This window comes from Streptomyces sp. NPDC057307 (assembly GCF_042667665.1).
Taxonomy (GTDB): Bacteria; Actinomycetota; Actinomycetes; order Streptomycetales; family Streptomycetaceae; genus Streptomyces.
Map to the genome: position 1 here is coordinate 124983 of NZ_JBHUZM010000002.1, position 17750 is coordinate 142732.

A 17750-nucleotide genomic window follows, 5' to 3' on the forward strand; every position below is an offset into this window, starting at 1 on the left:
GAAAGGCGACACACCACAACCCGGTTGCGGCGCCGGCGCGGGCCCGCCTAGCCTCCGGGACCGTGACTCCCGACCTGCGTACCGAGCGCCTCGAACTGTCCCCGTACGTCCCCGCCGACGAGGACGACTTCGTCGCGCTCTTCCAGGACACCCGGGTGTCCCGCTGGATGGGCGACGGGCCGCAGAGCGAGGCCGCCGACCGGGCGCTGTTCGGGCGGGTCTTCACCGAGGTGTATCCCGCGAACCGGTTCGACGTGTGGGCCGTACGGCACGAGGGCGCGTACGCGGGGCACGCCGAGATCAAACCGTCGCCCGAGCCGTGGCTGGACGGCCACGAGCTGGTCTACGCGCTCGCGCCCGCCGTCCGGGGCCGGGGGCTCGGCCGCGAACTGGCCGCGGCGCTCACCGCGTACGGGCACGACACGCTCGGCCTGGCCGAGGTCCACGCCACCGTCGACCCCGCGAACGCGCCCTCGCTGTCACTGCTCGCGGGGCTCGGCTACACGCGTGTACGGAACGTTCCCGGGGACGACGGCGGTTCGACCAGCCTGCTCACGCACCGGCGTCGATGATCCTCAGCAGTTCGTCGACCGGCAGCGAACCCGCCGGGCGACGCTCGCGGGCGAAGGTGTTGGCGAGGCGCTGCAGGGCCTCGTTGATCGGTGTCGGCACGCCGTGCAGCCGGCCGAGGAGCGCGATCTCGCCGTTGAGGTAGTCCGACTCGATCGTGCCGGTGCCCCGGCTGAGGCTCTGCCAGGACGAGCCGCCTCCGCCCTTCGGTACGGCGTACGGGTCGAAGCTCATCCTGCTCCGGACCTCGTCCTGCTCGGCCCCGCTGACCGCGTCGACACCGGCGGCCGCGAGCACCGCGCGGCCCTCGGCGAGCGTGCGCGCGGCGAGGTCACGGGCCTCGTCGCCGACGATGCGGCCGCTGACGGCCTCCACCGCGTTGGCGAGGTTGGCGATCAGCTTGCCGTACTTCCAGCGCATCGCGTCCGGCACGACCGGCGCCAGTATCCGCGACTTCTCCAGGTCGGCGGCGATCCGGACGGCGGTCCCGTCGGTGCCGGACGGGTAGCGGCCGATATGCAGGGTGCCGGTGTACGGGGTGCCTCCGGCGGCGACCACACCCGGCTCGACATGGGTGGCGGGCAGCCAGACGCACATGGCGTACACGTGCCGGAAGCGGCGCAGGGCCAGGCGTTCGCTCTCCACCCCGTTCTGCGCGCAGACCAGCGGCAGCGTCTCGCCGGCCGTCCCGCCGCCGGCGACCGGTCGCGCGGCCCAGGCGTCCAGGGCCGCGGTGCTGTCCTGTGTCTTCACCGAGAGCAACAGGACGTCGTCCGCGCGCAGTTCGACCTCGTCGGGCCGTTCGACGACCGGCAGGCGGTGTACGTGGGTGCCGTCGGGTGTGGTGAGCCGTAGACCGTGGTCACGCAGCGCCGCGTGGTGCGCGCCGCGCGCGACGAGGACGACGTCGTGGCCGGACTCGGCGAGCCGGCCGCCGATGCTGCCGCCGACGGCACCCGCCCCGATGATGATGTAGCGCATCCCGACTCCGTTCCGTTCGACCGCGGGGTCTGATCCGTGCCGAGCATAGATCCGGCGCGGGGCGGCGGGGGGGCCGGTCACGGAGGCGCTGCCCACCGGGCACGATCGGCTGACCCCTGTACCGTGAAATACATGCCGTCCGTCGACGCGCAGAGGCGCGACTCCGAGGCGCTGTGGCGCGGACCGCAGGTCCTCGTGGGCCTGACGGTCGTCGTCCTGCTGCTGCTCCTGGCCGCCGACGCGTTCGGCGGGTCCAGGGTCCGGCTCGGCGGCATGATGCTGGCCCTGCCGGCTCTGGCGGCGGTCTTCACCGGCCCCGGGGCGGTACTGCTGATCGCCGGGACGATGCTGCCGGCCTACGTCATGTCCCTCGCCGAGAACGGGCGCCTGACCTGGGAAGACGCTCCGGTCGCTATCGCGACGGCGCTGGTCATCAGCGCGGCCTCGGTGGGCGCGGCGGCGGTGCGCGAGAAACGGGACCGCCAGCTCGCACAGTCGCGCCGAGTGACCGCCCGGACACAGCGGATACTCCTGCGCCCGCTGCCACCCCGGCTCGGTCCGATGGAGATCTCGTCCACCTATCTGGCGTCCGACGCGGAGTCCACGCTCGGCGGTGACCTCTACGCCTGTGCGATGGTCGGCGGACGGCCTCGGGTGATCGTGGGGGACGTCCAGGGCAAGGGGCTGGCAACCCTGGAAGTCGTGCTGTTCGTGCTGAACGCCTTCCGCCAGAGTGCCCGGCAGGGCGTCGCCCTGGCCGATCTGCCCGCCTTTCTCGACGACTCCGTGCGCCACGAACTGGCCCGCGCGAGAGACCTGACGGAGGAGAACGACGACGTCACGCGGGAACCTGAGACGGAGCAACGGATGCAGGAGTGCTTCGTGACCGCCGTCGTCGCCGAGGTCGTCGGCGAAGGGGACGATGTACAGCTGGTCAACTGCGGTCACCCGGCGCCGCTCCTCCTACAGGACGGCACCGTGCGGGAACTTCCGTCCCCGAAGCCGGCGCTGCCGATCGGACTGCTCGGCCTCGACGCGGACCCCGTGCACGTCGAGACCCACCCCATGGCACCGGGCGCCACCCTGCTGCTCTACACGGACGGCCTGGTCGAGGCCCGTAACGCGGCCGGTGAGTTCTATCCGCTCGCCGAACGCGTCGGCCAGTGGGCCACCCGCCCCCCGGCCGTGATGCTCGATGCCGTACAGGCCGACCTGCGCCGTCACGCCCACCTCGATGACGACGTCGCCATGGTCACCGTCCGACGGTCCACGAGCTGCGCGAACACCGCCTGACGCGGCCCCCGTTGGTACTAGGATTTCCGCATGGCTGTCATGTCGCGCCTTTCGCCGCGCCGCTGTTGTTGTCGCTGACGCCTGCTTCTCACGCCGTTTCCCGGCCATTCCCACCCGGTCTCCCCCCGTTCCTCCCCTCCTTCGAGGAGTCCCGCGATGACCCCTGCCCGTCGTTCCGTACTGAAGATGCTCGCGGCCGCACCGGTGGCCTCTGTGGCCTCGCAGGTCGTAACCGCCACGCCCGTCACCGCCGCCCCCGCCCCACCTGCCGCCCCCGGCATCGTCAAGCCCCTCCCACCCGAGCTGTTCACCATCCGCGGCACCAACGCCGAGGCCAACTTCGCCGCCCTCCGCGACACCGGCCCCCATACGCCCGTGGAGCGCTTCTTCGTCCGCAACCACACGTCGACCCCCGTCCTGGACAAGAGTGCCTGGACCCTGACGGTGTGGGGCAGCGGCCTCAGCGGCGGCCCGGCCCGTTTCACGTACGACCAGCTCCGCCGGCTTCCCTCCGTCACCCGTGACGTGGCAGTCGAGTGCGCCGGCAACGGCCGCAGCTTCTACACCTCCCAGCAGGGCGACGCCGCCTCCGGCACCGCCTGGACGCTCGGCGCGATCGGTGTCGCCCGGTGGCGCGGCGTGCGGCTCTCCGACGTGCTGCGCCGCGCCGGGATCGGCGGGCACGCGGTCGACGTGATGCCGCGCGGGCTCGACGCCGACTACGTCACCGAGGGCGTCAACCTGGGCCGGGTGCGCCGCCCGCTGCCGGTGGCGAAGGCGCTGGACGACGTGATCCTGGCGTACGAGATGAACGGCGAGCCGCTGCCGTACGACCACGGGTATCCGGTCCGGGTCGTCGTGCCGTCCTGGGTGGGGATCGCGTCCATCAAGTGGGTCGGTGACATCGAGGTGAGCGCCGAGCCGCTGAGTTCGCCCTGGAACACCGACTTCTACCGGCTGTTCGGCCCCTCCTACCCGCCCGGGGGCAGTGCCCCGCTGACCCGGCAGACCATCAAGTCCGGCTTCGAACTCGCCCCGGACACCGTGCTGGCCGCCGGGCGCACCCACCGGCTGACCGGCCGCGCCTGGTCGGGCCACGCGCCCGTGCGTCAGGTCGAGTTCAGCACCGACGGCGGGGCGCGCTGGCAGCGGGCGCGGTTGCGGGACACTCCGCGCCGTAACAACTGGGTGCGCTGGTACGCCCCTTGGCGACCGCAGGCCAAGGGGCAGACCCATCTCCTCGCGCGCGCCACCGATCTGGCGGGGAACACCCAGCCCGAACGCTCCGTGCCCAACACGCAGGGCTACCTCTTCGACGCGGTGATCAGGGTCCCGGTCACGGTGAACTGACGCCTGGCTTTGTCCGGTTCCGTACCGGGTTCTGTGTCAGGCGTATAGCGGCGGTACGAAGCCATTGTTGCCGTATCGCATATTCGAACCGGGCCTCTTGCCCATGGCTTCGTACCGCCACTAGCTTCACGAACATGTCCAAATCCCAGCGGTTGAGCAAACGACGCGCGGTCGATCTCATGCGCGTCGCGACCGCGCTCTGTAGCTGACCTCACCGCCCCGTGCCGTGAAGGTCCCAGCAATTCAGAGAACCCGGGAACAGACATGTCCAGAGCACTCCGTGCTGCCCTGCTCGCCTCCGTTCTGATCAGCTCGGCCGTGCTCACCGGCTGCGCCGACAACACCACGACCACCACCGCGTCCTCGAAGGACCTCTCCGACGTCGAGATACCGGAGACGGTGGATCCGGACACCGAGATCACCATCGGCAGTCCGGAGATCCAGGTCGCGCTCAAGCTCTCCGGACAGATCGACAAACTCCCCTTCAAGGTGAAGTGGGCGAATCTCAGCGGCGGTCCGCAGTGCTCCGAGGCATTCCGGGCCAATTCCCTGGACGTGTGCTCGGCGGCCGAGATCCCGTCCATCCACGCGCACTGGACCGGGCTCGACACCAAGCTGGTCGCCGCGGCGTTCCGTACGGACCCGATCAAGAACCCGATTTACGAGCTGGGCATCGCGCCGGGCGCCGGCATCGACACCCTCGCGGATCTGCGCGGCAAGCGGATCGCGTACAGCCCCGGCCAGGCCCAGGGCGCGCTCGTCCTGCGCATCCTGGCCAAGGCCGGGCTCACCAAGGAAGACGTGAAGCTGGTCGAGCTGCCGAGCACCGGCGACGTCTATCCGACCGCGCTCGGCGGCAAGCAGGTCGACGCGGCTCCGCTCGGCGGGGTCAACATCAAGCGCTATCCGGCGAAGTACGGCAAGGACGGCGGCAAGACGATCCCGCACGGGCTGCGGGACGACCCCAGCCATCTCTGGGTGCCGACGGAGTCGGTGAGTGACCCTCAGAAGGCCGCCGCCATCCGGGAGTTCGTCACGTACTGGGCCAAGGCCGAGGTCTGGATCGACACCCATCCCGAGGAGTGGATCGAGGGCTACTACGTGAAGGACCAGGGACTGTCGCGCCAGGACGGCGAATATCTGGTCAAGACCGGCGGTCACCCGGCCATTCCGGGTGACTGGACGGAGACCATCGCGAATCAGCAGAAGACGGTCGACCTGCTGTCGAAGGAGACGGACAAGAAGTCGTTCGACGCGAAGATCCTCTTCGACCGGCGCTTCGAGAAGGTCGGGGCCGAAGCCATCGCGGGCACGGGAGCGGACACCTCCGACACCGGGGCCAAGACGGGAGCCGGATCATGAGCACCGAAGCAGCCGAGGAAGTCACCCTGTCCAAGGCCGAGTTGACGGTGGCCGACACGCGACCGGACACCGGCGCGGACCCGGAGCCGGGGCGGGCGCCGCAGCCCGCGGACACCTCCCGCAAGGCACGCGGCTCGCGCGCCGCCCGGCGGCTCGGGCCGCGCCGCCGACTCGGTCTGGGGCGTCCCGTCCCGTACGGCTGGGCACTGGGCCCGCTGCTGCTGCTCGCCGTCTGGGCGGCGGGCTCCGCCACCGGCCTCATCGACGCCCGCAATCTCTCGGCCCCCTGGACGGTGGTGACGACGACGGGCGATCTGATCGAGAACGGCCGGCTGCAGTCGAATCTCGCCACCTCGGCCCAACGCGCCGCGCTCGGGCTGCTGTTCGGTGTTCTGGCGGGTCTGATCCTGGCTCTCGTGTCGGGGCTCAGCAGGATCGCCGAGGGGGTGATCGACGGCCCGGTGCAGATCAAGCGGGCCATCCCGTCCCTCGCGCTGATCCCGCTGCTGATCCTGTGGTTCGGCATCGGCGAGTCCATGAAGGTCATCACGATCGCCCTGGGCGTCTTCGTGCCCGTCTACATCCACACGCACAACGGACTGCGCACCATCGACAACCGCTATGTGGAGCTGGCCGAGACGGTGCGGCTGAGCCGTACGGCGTTCCTGCGCCATGTCGTCCTGCCCGGCGCGCTGCCCGGATTCCTGCTGGGCATGCGGTTCGCCGTGACCGGTGCCTGGCTGGCCCTGGTCGTGGTCGAACAGGTCAACGCCACCAGCGGGATCGGCTACATGATGGAGCTGGCCCGGACGTACGGGCAGACCGACGTCATCATCGTCGGTCTGGTCGTGTACGGGCTCCTCGGGCTGCTCTCGGACGCGCTGGTACGTCTCGTCGAACGGAGGACGCTGTCATGGCGACGCACACTGGCGGGCTGACCGCCGACGCCCCCACCACGGGGACCGGCACCGTACAGATCAGGAATCTCATCCGGTCCTTCGGCGACCGGAACGTCCTCGACCAGCTCGATCTCGACGTCGGCGCCGGGGAGTTCGTCGCGCTGCTGGGCCGCAGCGGCTCCGGCAAGAGCACGCTGCTGCGCGCGCTCGCCGGTCTCGACCACGACGTCACGGGCACCGGCGAACTCAGCTCCCCCGAGCCGGTCTCCGTCGTGTTCCAGGACGCCCGGCTGCTGCCCTGGAAGCGGGTGCTCGACAACGTCGTCCTCGGCCTCGACGGGCCCGATCCGGTGGAGCGCGGCCGGGCGGCTCTCGCCGAAGTCGGCCTGGAGGGACGGGAGAAGGCGTGGCCCGTCGAGCTGTCCGGCGGTGAGCAGCAGCGCGTGTCGCTGGCCCGCTCGCTCGTACGTGAGCCGGGACTGCTCCTCGCCGACGAGCCGTTCGGGGCGCTGGACGCGCTGACCCGTATCCGGATGCACGTCCTGCTGCGCCGGCTGTGCGCCAAGCACCGCCCGGCGGTCCTGCTCGTGACGCACGACGTGGACGAGGCGATCGTCCTCGCGGACCGCGTGGTCGTCCTGGCGGAGGGGCGCATCGGCGCGGACATCCCCGTGCAGCTGCCCGCGCCGCGCGCCCACGGCAGCGCCGCGTACGCCGCGCTGCGCGAGCGGCTGCTGGCGGAGCTGGGCGTCGACAGCTAACGCGGCGGCTGGGCCGGTCGACCGAGTTGCGCGGCCCGCGGGCCGCGCTTGTCCTCAATCGCCGGACGGGCTGAACAGGGTCATCGCCGCGCCCACTCCTCGGCCAGCAGTTCGTAGCTGTGGACCCGGTCCGCGTGGTCGTGGGTGATCGTGGTGATGAGAAGTTCGTCGGCCCCCGTGGCGTCGCGCAGGACCTCCAACTGGTCCGCGACGCTCTCGGGTGAGCCGACGAACTGCGTTTCCGTCCGGTCGGCGACCAACTCCCGGTCCGCCGCGCTCCAGCGGTGCGCGCGGGCCTCCTCGGGTGTGGGGAACTGGATCGCGCCCTCGCCGCTGCGGATGCTGCGCACCCAGAGGCCGTAGCCGGTGGCCAGTTCGCGTGCGGTGGCGTCGTCCTCGGCGACGACGACGTCCGCCGAGACGCTGACGTAGGGCCGGTCCAGCTCGGCGGACGGCTTGAACGCGGCCCGGTACCCCTCGGCGGCCTCCAGCACGGTCGCCGGGCTGACGTGGTAATTCGCCGCGAACCGGAGGCCGTTGGCCCCGCCGACCTGTGCGCTGATACCGGCGCTGCTGCCCAGGATCCACACCTGGAGGTCGGCTCCCTCCCCCGGCACGATGTGCGCCTCGACGCCGCCTTCGGTGGCGTAGGTGCCCGCCAGCAGGGCGAGGATGTCGGCGATCTGCTCGTCGTACGGCTGCGATTCGGCGCCCGGCTGCTGGAGCAGTTTCCGGTGCAGGGCGAAGCGCGGGGAGCGCAGCAGGTTCGCGACGGAGAACCGGGCGGGGATACGCAGCCCGTTCGGTGTGCGGCCGTCCACGACGGGGGTCACCTGCTCCGGCACGGGCGCGGGCGTCGTCGGCTCCGCCCTGCCGCCGGACCGGCCGAGTCCGAGGTCGAACCGGCCGGGGTGCAGCGCGTCGAGCAGCCCGAACTCCTCCACGGTGGACAGGGCGGTGCGGTGGCCGAGTTGTACGGCTCCGGAGCCGAGCCGGATGGTGGAGGTGGCGGCGGCGGTGAGCGCGAGCACGACCGCCGGGGAGGTGCCCGCGACGCCGGGGTTGAGGTGGTGCTCGGCGAACCAGTACCGCGTGTAGCCGAGCCGTTCGGTCCGCTGGGCGAGGTCGACGCTGTTGCACAGGGCCTGGCCGGGGGTGGACCCGGACGGCACCGGCACGAGGTCCAGGACGGCGAGGGGGGTACGGGCGGTGGTGGCCACGGTGGTGCTCCTTGTCAGTGGGCGGCGGACTGGCCGGCGGTCACGGGGGTGCGCAGGCCGAGGTGGTCGCGCAGGGTGTCGCCCTCGTACTCGGTACGGAACACGCCCCGCTCCTGGAGCAGCGGCACCACCGTGTCGGCGAACTCGTCGAGCCCGCCCGGTGTCAGATGGGGCGTCAGGATGAACCCGTCGCTCGCATCGGCCTGTACGAAGTCGTCGAGCGCGGCCGCCACCGTCGCCGGGGAGCCGATAAAGGTCTGACGGCCCGTCACTTCGATGATGAGGTCCCGGATCGAGAGCTTCTTCTCGTCGGCCAGGGCGCGCCAGCGCGCGGCGGTGGCGAGCGGGTCGCGGTGCATCCGTACGCTCGCCCGTCCCCGCGCGACGGTGTTCTCGCCGGGAACGGGGTCGACGGTGGGCAGCGGCCCGTCGGGGTCGTAGGAGCTGAGGTCGCGGTTCCACAGCTGTTCGAGGAGCCGGATCGCGGTCTGGCCACTCACCTGCTGCCGGCGGATCACGGCCGCCTTCTCCTTGGCGTCGGCGTCGGTGTCGCCGAGGGCGAAGGTGACGCCGGGCAGGATCTTCAGCTCGTCGGGGGAACGGCCGTACCGGGCGAGGCGGCCCTTGACGTCGGCGTAGAAGGCTTGCCCGGACTCGAACGTGCCGTGCCGGGTGAAGATCGCGTCGGCCGCCGACGCCGCGAACTCCCGGCCCTCGTCGGAGTCGCCCGCCTGGAAGATGACCGGCCGGCCCTGCGGTCCGCGCGGCACGTTGAAGTGGCCGCTGATGTCGAACTGCCGTACGTGGTGGTCGAAGCCGCCAGGGTCCGGGTGGGCGAGGAAGAGACCGGACTCCTTGTCGGCGACGATCTCGTCGCCGTGCCAGGAGTCGAACAACTCCCAGGCCGCCGCGAGGAATTGCTTGGCGCGCTCGTAGCGGTCCTCCTGTGCGAGATAGCCGCCGCGCCGGAAGTTCTGGCCGGTGAACTCGTCCCACGAGGTGACGACGTTCCACGCGGCGCGCCCCGCCGAGAGATGGTCGAGCGAGGCGAACTGCCGTGCCACTTCGTAGGGTTCGTTGAAGGTGGAGTTGACCGTGCCGGCGAGGCCCAGCTTCTCGGTGACGGCGGCCAGCGCGCTCAGGACGGTGAACGTGTCGGGCCGGCCGACGACGTCCAGGTCGTAGATCTCCCCGTTCTGCTCGCGCAGCCGCAGGCCCTCCGCCAGGAAGAGGAAGTCGAACTTCGCGCGCTCGGCGGTCCTGGCGAAGTGGGTGAAGGAGCTGAAGTCGATCTGACTGCCCGCGGCCGGGTCGCTCCATACGGTGCTGTTGTTGACGCCGGGGAAGTGGGCGGCGAGATGGATCTGCTTGACGGGCTTACTCATGAGAATGAGGTCCTTCGAGTCGTCAGGAGTCAGGTGACGCGGGGCGGGGCGCGCGCTCAGGCCGCGGCGTACCGGCCGGCCGGGCGCGGCAGGCCGAGCAGCCCGCGCAGGGTGTCCGCCTCGTAGGCCGTACGGAAGACGCCCCGGCGCCGCAGTTCGGGCGCCAGCCCGCGGGTGATCCGCTCCAGGTCGTGCGGCAGCGCGGCGGGCCGCAGCCGGAAGCCGGTGAGCCCGGCCTCCTGTCCCTCCTGGAGGAGGTCGGCCAGCTCGGCGGGGGTGCCGGTGAAGACGGGGGCGTCACTCGTGTACGCGGCGCCCGCCCGCTCGTCCAGGCGGGCCCGGCGGTCGGCCGCCGCCCCCGGGACGTCGTCCAGATACACGAGGAGGTCGCCGAAGATGTGCGCCGTCCCGTCGGGGCGGCCCGCCGCCGACCGGGCGTCGTGGATCCGGGCGACGATCGCGCGGGCGTCGTCGGCGTCGCGCGGCGTGACGAACCCGATCTCGGCGGAGGAGGCGACCAGTTCGTACGGCACGGTGTCGTGCGCCAGCGCGGCGACGGGCGGCCGGCCCTGCGGCGGTCGCGGGGTGATGGAGGGGCCCTTGACGCTGAACTCGGTGCCCTCGAAGTCGATGTAGTGGAGTTTGGCGCGGTCGATGAAGCGGCCGGTGGCGACATCGCGGATCTCCGCGTCGTCCTCCCAGCTGTCCCAGAGCCGCTTCAGCACCTCGACGTAGTCGCGCGCCTCGGCGAACAGTTCCCCGATCGCGGCGGGCGTGATGGGTCCGGCGGGCGCGGTACGGCGTCCGACGTGCGCGAACTCGTCGGCGCGGCCGGAGACCCTGACCCGTATCCCGGCCCGTCCGCGGCTCACATGGTCGAGCGTGGCGATCGCCTTCGACAGATGGAACGGCTCGGTGTGGGTGACGAGCGCGGTCGGGACGAGCCCGATGTGCCGGGTCGGTGGTGCCACCCGGGCGGCGATCAGTACGGCGTCGAGCCGGCCGCGTACGAGGTCGGTGCGGCCGTCCGGTCCGTCGGGGTGGGACGACTGGAGGCTGAGGGAGTCCTCGAAGGTAACGAAGTCCAGCAGACCGCGCTCGGCCTCGGCCACCAGATCGGTCCAGTAGCGGGCGGTGAACAGTTCGGCGGGCCGGGCGGCGGGCTCGCGCCAGGCGGCGGGGTGCCAGCCCGCGCCGTCGAGAGCGACGGCGAGATGGAGGGGCGGAGGGGACAGGGGCATGGGAGGTACCGCTTCCTGCTGTCCGGGAGTACGGGAACTCGGCGGGATGGACACGCGCGCCGGACAGTCGTCACCCCCGGAACGGACAGCGGGGGTGGTGCGTCAGAGGGCGGTGCGCGGTGGGGCCGTGTGCCGCGGGGCGGCGTCGCCGTACGCCGGACAGAGCGCGCCGGCGACGCGCAGCAGGTCGATGTGGCGCCGGGAGTACATGCCGTCACGGTAACTCCGCACCCCCGTCCACGACAATGCCGCCCCTGAACCGGCCGAGGGGGCCCGGGTCAGGGGTGGCTCAGGGGTGACTCAGGGCTCTTCCGGCGTGAAGACCGTGCCCTGGTGGAAGTAGAGGAGCCAGTTGCCGCCGGTCAGCATCCACAGGGAGCTCCGGTGGGCCCAGACCCCCTTGTACTCGGTGTCGAAGGTCAGCAGCACCAGATGCGGGGCCAGTTCGACACCCCGCATCCCGGTCGTCGTGACGGGCCGGGCGGCGGGCGCGTCGTGCGAGGTGAGCGCCACGATGATGGAGTGGCGGTCCCAGTGCCTGCCCGACGAGCCGAACTCGGTGAACTCGGGGTGCAGCAGTTCCCCGATCAGCTCGGCCGACGAACGGACGGCCGGGTCGAGGAGGCGCAGTTCGGCCTCGATGGCGGCGACGACCGCGGGCGACTCAGTCATGGGTCAGTTCCACCAGCTTCACGACGGTGTTCCAGTTGCGGGAGGTGGCGATCAGGCCCTTGTACACGCGGGGCCTGGACAGCGCCTCGGCGAGTCTGGAGCGGCCGAGGCCGTCGGGGGCGTACAGATACAGCGCCCGGTCGCCGAGGCGGAACTCCTCGGGGCGGTACGACTCCTGGTCGACGGCGGCGAAGCGTTCGGGGGCCACCGCCTCGGAGAAGTACGTGACATGGAGCTGTTTGCCCTGGAGCGAGGCGGCGGGGAAGGGGCAGTCGTCGGCGACGGCCTTCAGATAGGCGGCGTCGCGCACCAGGCACTCGACGGGGAAGCCGAACCTCTCGTGGATGGCGTCGCCGAGCGCGGCGGCGAGTGTGGACTCGTCGGCGCCGGTGGTGTCGGTGAAGACGGCGTTGCCGCTCTGGAGGTATGTCGCGACGCCGCCGTGGCCGAGGCCGGTGAGCACCTCGCGCAGCGCGGCCATCGGGACCTTCCGGCTCCCGCCGACATTGATTCCGCGCAGCAGTGCCCCGTACCTGGTCGTCGTCATGGGGTCCACGATAGGTCGACGGGCGGCCGGGACCGCTCCGGCATGCGGAAGGCGGCCGCCGCGCCCCGTGGGGGAGAGCGCGACGACCGCCGGTCCTGTGCTGTGTGTGCTGCGCCGTGCCGCTCGGCCGCCTGCTACTCGACGATCTTCAGCAGCTTGTTCGGGGTGCTCGCGTCGGCGTCGGTGATGGCGTCGGGCGTGGCACCGTCCGTGAGGGCGGTGGCGACGTCGGCCGGTGCGGCGTCGGGGTGTCCGGCGAGGTACACCGCCGCGGCGCCGACGACGTGGGGGGTCGCCATCGACGTACCGGAGATGGTGTTCGTGCCGGTGTCGCTGTCGTTCCACGTCGACGTGATGTCGGAGCCCGGGGCGTAGATGTCCACGATCGGGCCGTAGTTGGAGAAGTACGACTGCGTGTCGTCCACCGCGGACGAGGCGACCGTGATGGCTTCCTCGACGCGTGCCGGGGAGGTCGTGCTCGCGTCGCCGCTGTCGTTGCCCGCCGCGACGCCGAAGGTGACGCCGGAGGCGATGGCCGCGCGGACGGCCTCGTCGAGGGCGGGGTCGGCGCCGCCGCCGAGGCTCATGTTGGCGACGGACGGGCCGGTGTGGTTCGCGGTGACCCAGTCGATGCCGGCGACGACCTGCTCGGTGGTGCCGTTGCCCGTGTCGTCGAGGACCCGGACGGCCACGATCTTCGCCTTCTTGGCGACGCCGTGGGCCGCGCCAGCGACGGTGCCGGCGACATGCGTGCCGTGGCCGTTGCCGTCGTCGGCGCTCTCGTCGTTGTCGACCGCGTCGTAGCCGAGCGACGCCCGGCCCTCGAAGTCGGCGTGGCTGACGCGGACTCCGGTGTCGATGATGTACGCCGTGACGCCCTCGCCCGCGCTGTCCGGGTAGGTGTAGGCGTTGTCACCGGCGGTCGCGGTCTGGTCGATCCGGTCCAGGCCCCAGGACGGCGGGCTGTCCTGGGTGGCGCTGATCGAGAACTTCTTGTTCTGGACGACCTTGGAGACGGCCGGGTCGGCGGCGAGGCGCTTGGCCTCGGTCTCCGAAAGCCCGCTGGCCGAGAAGCCGTTGACGGCGGACTTGTAGGTGCGGTTGAGCTTGCCGCCGTACTCCGCGGCGAGGTCCTTCTTGTCCGCCTTCTGGTCCAGCATCACGATGTAGCTGCCCGCGACCGCGCCCTTGGCGTCGGCCCCGTAGACCGTGCCGAGGGGGGTGGCCGCCCCCGCCGTGGGGGAGGTGAAGGCGGTGATACCGGCCACGGCTGCCACTGCGGTTATCGCCGCGGTGAGTCTCATCCGGGTGGCGCGCTTATGAGTTGTCATGAAGAGGGTTCTCCTCGTGAGCATTTGTGGGGGGATGGCTCGCCGGACGAAGAACTTCCGGCGGGCTGATTCGAAACCTTGGCCGATTGTCGCGCTCAGATCAAGACCTTCAGGCTGCTGTGACTTAGAAAACAACGTTTCTTAATACGAAATCGGCCATCCGTACGCAACTCGGACCGCGCGCGCGATCTCCGTCCGTGGCGCGTTAGTTGTAAGGGGCTTCGATCCCTCTTGTCAGGGATGTGCCCACCCCATGAGGAGGAGATTCCACGCCCTCCGGGTCACCGGGGAGCAGGAGGAGAAGGCTGGAATCCGACCATAAATTCGAGAAGGAGACCGCGGCGCACGGCCGCTCTCAGGCCCGAGGGGACGGACCGGCGATGGGGACGACAGAGAGACGACGACGGGGACGACGGGACCGCGGTACGCCGTCGGGAACGGGTCCGGGGGCGGGAACGGGGACGCCTCCGGGGGCGGTGTCCGCGCCGCGTGGGATCGCGGCGCGCGCCGGTGTCTGGAGCGCACGGCACCGGTGGACGGCGGTCACCGTCTGGGTGCTGTTCGTCGTACTCGCCATGGGACTTGGGTCGGCGGCGGGCACCGTCGAGGTCAAGGACAGCGAGCAGATGTCCGGCGAGATCAGCCAGGCCGAACGGATCATCGAGGACGGGGGTCTCGATGAACCGGTGAGCGAGTCGGTTCTCATCCAGGGTGTCGACTCGTCAACGTCCGCCACCGACAAGGAGTTCCGCGCCGGGGTCGCCGCGGTCATGGCGGCGGTCGAGCGTACGGGCGAGGTCGCCGACGTCACCTCGCCGTACGACACGAAGACCATCTCGAAGGACGGGCGCAGCGCGCTGGTGCAGTTCAACATGCGCGGCGATCCGGGGACTTCGAGCGAGCGCGTCGAGCCGGTGCTCAAGGCCGTCGAGGGCGTGCAGGAACAGCACAAGGACACGCTGCGCATCGCGGAGCTGGGCGGCGCCAGCATGAACAAGACCTTCGACGAGGCGTTCGGGGACGACTTCAAGCAGGCGGAGATCTCCGCCGTGCCGGTCGCGCTGGGGATTCTGCTGATCGCCTTCGGCGCCCTGGTCGCCGCTCTGCTGCCGGTCGCCCTCGCGCTGACCGCCATCATGGCGACGATGGGTCTCATGGGCGTGGTCAGCCATGTCATGCCGATGACCGACACGGCCAACTCGGTGATGCTGCTGGTCGGTCTGGCGGTCGGCGTCGACTACTGCCTGTTCTATCTGCGGCGTGAGCGCGAGGAGCGCGAGGCCGGGCGCGACGCCGCGACGGCGCTGCGGATCGCGGCGGCGACGAGCGGCCGGGCCGTCATCGTGTCCGGTGTGACGGTCTGTGTCGCCATGGCGGGCATGCTCTTCACGGGGCTGGCCGAGTTCAAGGCGATGGGTCTCGCGTCGCTGATGGTGGTCGCGGTGGCGATGGTCGGTTCGGTGACCGTGCTGCCCGCGCTGCTGTCACTGCTCGGTGAGCGGGTGGAGCGGGGCCGGGTGCCCTTCCTGAACCGCCTCAAGCAGTCGAAGAAGCAGCGCGCCGCCACCGCGGCGGGCGCCGGTGGCGGCGGGACCGGTGAGAGCCGGTTCTGGCGCGCGGTACTCGGCCGCGTACTGCGCCGGCCGAAGCTGTCGCTGGTGGTCGCCGCGGGCGCGCTCGTCGCGATCGCCCTGCCCGCCGTCGGCATGCAGACGCAGAACTTCACGCTGGACCAGGAGTTCGGCGACTCGCTGCCCATCGTCCAGACGTACGAGCGGGTCAACGAGGCGTTCCCGGGAGGCGCCGAACCGGCCGAGGTCGTGGTGCGGGCGGACGACATCAACGCCGCGCCCGTACGGCAGGCGCTCGCCGACTTCCGTGCCCAGGCGGTGAGTTCGGGCGCCTCGCAGGGGCCTGTCGAGATCGTCACGCACGACGCCCAGAACATCGCGATCATCGACGTGCCGCTGGTCGGCGGCTCGGACCAGAACCGGGCCGAGAAGAGTCTGGCGCTGCTGCGGGACACCGTACGGCCGGACACACTGGGCGCGGTCGACGGCGTCGAGGCGCCGATCTCCGGTCAGGTCGCCGGGTCGAAGGACTTCAACGACCAGCTCGTCGGGGCCGTGGCGCCCGTCTTCGCCTTCGTCGTGATCTTCGCCTTCGTACTGATGCTGCTCTGCTTCAGGTCACTGACGATCGCGGTGACGTCGATCGTGCTGAACCTGCTGTCGGTCGGCGCCGCCTACGGCATCCTCACCATCGTCTTCCAGCACGGCTGGGGCGCCTCGCTGGTCGGCGCCGAAGGCGTCGGGGCGATCATCTCCTGGCTGCCGCTGTTCCTCTTCGTGATCCTGTTCGGGCTGTCGATGGACTACCACGTCTTCGTGGTGTCCCGGATCCGCGAGGCGCGGCTGCAGGGACGTACCACCCGTGAGGCGATCACCCACGGCGTGGTGACCACGGCCGGGGTGGTGACGAGCGCGGCGGTGATCATGGTCGCCGTGTTCGCCATCTTCGGGACGCTGTCGATGCAGTCGATGAAGCAGATGGGCGTCGGTCTGGCGGCGGCGGTGCTGATCGACGCGACGATCATCCGGGGTGTGCTGCTCCCGGCGATCATGGCGCTGCTGGACGAGCGGAACTGGTACTTCCCCCGCTGGCTGCGGTGGCTGCCCGACCTGACGCACGACGAGTCGGTGGTCGCGGAGCTGGAGTCCGGACCCGAGTCCGGACCCGAGTCCGGGCCCGAGTCGGAGTCCGCGTCCGGCGGCGAGGACCACAGGAAGGCGGGCGAACAGCCCGATCCCGTACGGGTCTGACGCACCAGCCCCCGCACGGACGTCCCGTACACAGCGCGCCGTACGCCCGACCGGTCTCCCGGCCGGGCGTACGGCGCGCTGTGTCGTACCTCAGGAGCCGGACCGCGCGTCAGGAGCCGGTCGTCGGCAGCGCGGCCTCGATGATGTCGGCCGCCTGGCGCGTGCCGCCCTCCTTCGCCATGTCCCGCTTGATCTCCTCGCCCCTGCGGGCGACTTCGGGGTCCGCCACGAGCGCGGTGACCGCCTCCCGCAGCGCCTCGGCCGTCGCCTCCTCCATGGGAAGCTGCCGGGCGACGCCGAGCGAGACGAGCGTGTCGGCGTTGCCGAACTGGTCGACGGCCAGCGGTACGGCGACCATCGGCGTGCCGGTCGCGAGCCCTTCCTGACTGCCGCCCGCGCCCGCGTGGGTGATGAACGCGTCGGCCTCCTTAAGGATGGCGAGTTGGGGCACCCAGGAGTGCACCTCGATGTTGTCGGGGATCTCGCCCAGTTCGGACGGATCGACGAACTTGCCGATCTGAAGGACGACATGCCAGCCGGGCAGTGCGCCGAACGCCTGGACGCAGGCCCGGTAGAAGTCGGGCTGCTTGGTGTTCGCCGAGCCGAGCGAGACCAGCAGCACCTTCTCCGCCCCGGCCGGCCGCGCCCACTCCCCCTGGTCGGCCCGCTCCCCCTGGCACGCGCCGACGAAGGTGTAGACGGACTCGTCCACCCGGTCGGCGAACAGTTGGAGTGCCTTCGGGATCAGCACGATCGCGCGATCGGGATGGACGACGAACCGGCTCAGGGGCAGGTTCATGTCGTTCTCGTCCAGCCACGCCTGGAAGCGGGCGACGTAGGCCCGGCCGCGTTCGGACTCGGCGAGCTGGGCGTTCTGAGGAGCGGCGACCTCCTCGTCGTATCCCTCCCAGGCGACCATGTTCGGTGAGAGCTGGAGATACGGGACGCCCCACCGGTGAGCCAGGATCGGCGCCGGGTAGGACGTGATGTCGCCGATGACGAGATCGGGACGGTCGCATCCGAACAACTCGGCCAGCTGGGGCAGCGACTGCGTCCCGTCGTGGAGGAAGGGCTCCAAGTTGTCGATCAGCTCGGTGCCCCAGGCGTCGGGGTCGTCGTCCATCGGCAGGGTGGAGGTGTAGATCACCGGCTCGGCGCCGGTGACGGCGACCTTCTCGGCGAAGGCGGCGGGAATCGCGTAGCTGACGCGATGCCCACGGGCGACGAGTTCCCGGATGACTTCGAGGCTCGGGTTCACGTGCCCGTGGGCGGCGATGGAGAACATGGCGATATGGGCACGCTGTGGTGAGGTCATG

The 17750-nt window shown here is 70.9% G+C and carries 16 protein-coding genes; 7 read left to right on the forward strand and 9 right to left on the reverse strand.

Translation table 11 applies throughout. From position 1 onward, the window contains the following. The first annotated feature begins 62 nt into the window (after positions 1-62). On the forward strand, positions 63-572 hold the full coding sequence (locus ACFUN8_RS01555) for a GNAT family N-acetyltransferase (RefSeq protein ID WP_383629982.1): 510 nt from the start codon (positions 63-65) through the stop codon (positions 570-572). Here the strand turns inward: ACFUN8_RS01555 and ACFUN8_RS01560 are convergent. Continuing rightward, positions 553-1551, reverse strand: coding sequence for a ketopantoate reductase family protein (locus ACFUN8_RS01560; RefSeq protein WP_383629984.1), 999 nt, complete (start codon positions 1549-1551; stop codon positions 553-555). The genes ACFUN8_RS01555 and ACFUN8_RS01560 overlap by 20 nt on opposite strands. 132 nt (positions 1552-1683) lie before the next feature. Between ACFUN8_RS01560 and ACFUN8_RS01565 the strand changes: the two genes are divergently transcribed. The 5 genes from ACFUN8_RS01565 to ACFUN8_RS01585 all read left to right on the forward strand — a co-directional run bounded on the left by ACFUN8_RS01565 (position 1684) and on the right by ACFUN8_RS01585 (position 7216). Further along, entirely contained in the window at positions 1684-2844 is a 1161-nt protein-coding gene (locus tag ACFUN8_RS01565; protein WP_383629986.1) for a PP2C family protein-serine/threonine phosphatase, read from the forward strand. A gap of 156 nt (positions 2845-3000) precedes the next feature. Further along, positions 3001-4194 carry a sulfite oxidase gene (locus ACFUN8_RS01570; protein WP_383629988.1) on the forward strand — a complete coding sequence of 398 codons (1194 nt, stop codon included), beginning with the start codon at positions 3001-3003 and terminating at the stop codon, positions 4192-4194. Between the two features lie 264 nt (positions 4195-4458). Next, positions 4459-5556 (forward strand): ABC transporter substrate-binding protein, encoded by a 1098-nt coding sequence (locus ACFUN8_RS01575; protein WP_383629990.1) that lies wholly within the window; start codon positions 4459-4461, stop codon positions 5554-5556. Then, positions 5553-6494, forward strand: a complete 942-nt coding sequence (locus ACFUN8_RS01580; protein ID WP_383629992.1) for an ABC transporter permease — start codon at positions 5553-5555, stop codon at positions 6492-6494. The genes ACFUN8_RS01575 and ACFUN8_RS01580 overlap by 4 nt, the downstream gene beginning before the upstream one ends. Then, on the forward strand, positions 6470-7216 hold the full coding sequence (locus ACFUN8_RS01585; protein ID WP_383629994.1) for an ABC transporter ATP-binding protein: 747 nt from the start codon (positions 6470-6472) through the stop codon (positions 7214-7216). The genes ACFUN8_RS01580 and ACFUN8_RS01585 overlap by 25 nt, the downstream gene beginning before the upstream one ends. 80 nt (positions 7217-7296) lie before the next feature. Here ACFUN8_RS01585 and ACFUN8_RS01590 read toward each other — a convergent pair whose 3' ends face one another. The 7 genes from ACFUN8_RS01590 to ACFUN8_RS01620 all read right to left on the reverse strand — a co-directional run bounded on the left by ACFUN8_RS01590 (position 7297) and on the right by ACFUN8_RS01620 (position 13612). Next, complete coding sequence (locus tag ACFUN8_RS01590) at positions 7297-8436, reverse strand: LLM class flavin-dependent oxidoreductase (RefSeq protein ID WP_383629996.1); 1140 nt, start codon at positions 8434-8436, stop codon at positions 7297-7299. A gap of 14 nt (positions 8437-8450) precedes the next feature. Continuing rightward, complete coding sequence (locus tag ACFUN8_RS01595) at positions 8451-9821, reverse strand: NtaA/DmoA family FMN-dependent monooxygenase (RefSeq protein ID WP_383629998.1); 1371 nt, start codon at positions 9819-9821, stop codon at positions 8451-8453. A 56-nt stretch (positions 9822-9877) separates the two neighbouring features. Continuing rightward, entirely contained in the window at positions 9878-11062 is a 1185-nt protein-coding gene (locus ACFUN8_RS01600) for an LLM class flavin-dependent oxidoreductase (RefSeq protein ID WP_383630000.1), read from the reverse strand. A gap of 102 nt (positions 11063-11164) precedes the next feature. Continuing rightward, positions 11165-11272, reverse strand: coding sequence for a putative leader peptide (locus ACFUN8_RS01605; protein WP_347242144.1), 108 nt, complete (start codon positions 11270-11272; stop codon positions 11165-11167). 90 nt (positions 11273-11362) lie between these two features. After that, a complete protein-coding gene (locus ACFUN8_RS01610; RefSeq protein ID WP_383630003.1) occupies positions 11363-11734 on the reverse strand; it encodes a DUF4440 domain-containing protein in 372 nt (123 codons plus the stop codon). Further along, on the reverse strand, positions 11727-12281 hold the full coding sequence (locus ACFUN8_RS01615; RefSeq protein ID WP_383630005.1) for a DUF1697 domain-containing protein: 555 nt from the start codon (positions 12279-12281) through the stop codon (positions 11727-11729). Before ACFUN8_RS01615 ends, ACFUN8_RS01610 begins: the two co-directional genes overlap by 8 nt. A gap of 134 nt (positions 12282-12415) precedes the next feature. Next, on the reverse strand, positions 12416-13612 hold the full coding sequence (locus ACFUN8_RS01620) for a S8 family peptidase (RefSeq protein WP_383630007.1): 1197 nt from the start codon (positions 13610-13612) through the stop codon (positions 12416-12418). Between the two features lie 380 nt (positions 13613-13992). Here ACFUN8_RS01620 and ACFUN8_RS01625 point away from each other — a divergent pair, with 380 nt between their 5' ends. Further along, on the forward strand, positions 13993-16434 hold the full coding sequence (locus ACFUN8_RS01625; RefSeq protein ID WP_383630009.1) for an MMPL family transporter: 2442 nt from the start codon (positions 13993-13995) through the stop codon (positions 16432-16434). 109 nt (positions 16435-16543) lie between these two features. On the opposite strand, the gene mgt is transcribed toward ACFUN8_RS01625, so the two are convergent. Beyond that, the gene (gene mgt / locus ACFUN8_RS01630; protein ID WP_383630011.1) at positions 16544-17749 is read right to left on the reverse strand and encodes a macrolide-inactivating glycosyltransferase; all 1206 of its coding nucleotides are present in this window, start codon (positions 17747-17749) and stop codon (positions 16544-16546) included. Position 17750 lies beyond the last annotated feature (1 nt).

What these genes read in the sequence shown, in the direction of transcription:
- ACFUN8_RS01560 (WP_383629984.1), bottom strand. Translation starts at nt 1,551, where the DNA reads ATGCGCTACATCATCATCGGGGCGGGTGCCGTCGGCGGCAGCATCGGC.
- ACFUN8_RS01565 (WP_383629986.1), top strand. Translation starts at nt 1,684, where the DNA reads ATGCCGTCCGTCGACGCGCAGAGGCGCGACTCCGAGGCGCTGTGGCGC.
- ACFUN8_RS01570 (WP_383629988.1), top strand. Translation starts at nt 3,001, where the DNA reads ATGACCCCTGCCCGTCGTTCCGTACTGAAGATGCTCGCGGCCGCACCG.
- ACFUN8_RS01575 (WP_383629990.1), top strand. Translation starts at nt 4,459, where the DNA reads ATGTCCAGAGCACTCCGTGCTGCCCTGCTCGCCTCCGTTCTGATCAGC.
- ACFUN8_RS01580 (WP_383629992.1), top strand. Translation starts at nt 5,553, where the DNA reads ATGAGCACCGAAGCAGCCGAGGAAGTCACCCTGTCCAAGGCCGAGTTG.
- ACFUN8_RS01585 (WP_383629994.1), top strand. Translation starts at nt 6,470, where the DNA reads ATGGCGACGCACACTGGCGGGCTGACCGCCGACGCCCCCACCACGGGG.
- ACFUN8_RS01595 (WP_383629998.1), bottom strand. Translation starts at nt 9,821, where the DNA reads ATGAGTAAGCCCGTCAAGCAGATCCATCTCGCCGCCCACTTCCCCGGC.
- ACFUN8_RS01600 (WP_383630000.1), bottom strand. Translation starts at nt 11,062, where the DNA reads ATGCCCCTGTCCCCTCCGCCCCTCCATCTCGCCGTCGCTCTCGACGGC.
- ACFUN8_RS01605 (WP_347242144.1), bottom strand. Translation starts at nt 11,272, where the DNA reads ATGTACTCCCGGCGCCACATCGACCTGCTGCGCGTCGCCGGCGCGCTC.
- ACFUN8_RS01610 (WP_383630003.1), bottom strand. Translation starts at nt 11,734, where the DNA reads ATGACTGAGTCGCCCGCGGTCGTCGCCGCCATCGAGGCCGAACTGCGC.
- ACFUN8_RS01615 (WP_383630005.1), bottom strand. Translation starts at nt 12,281, where the DNA reads ATGACGACGACCAGGTACGGGGCACTGCTGCGCGGAATCAATGTCGGC.
- ACFUN8_RS01620 (WP_383630007.1), bottom strand. Translation starts at nt 13,612, where the DNA reads ATGACAACTCATAAGCGCGCCACCCGGATGAGACTCACCGCGGCGATA.
- ACFUN8_RS01625 (WP_383630009.1), top strand. Translation starts at nt 13,993, where the DNA reads ATGGGGACGACAGAGAGACGACGACGGGGACGACGGGACCGCGGTACG.
- mgt (WP_383630011.1), bottom strand. Translation starts at nt 17,749, where the DNA reads ATGACCTCACCACAGCGTGCCCATATCGCCATGTTCTCCATCGCCGCC.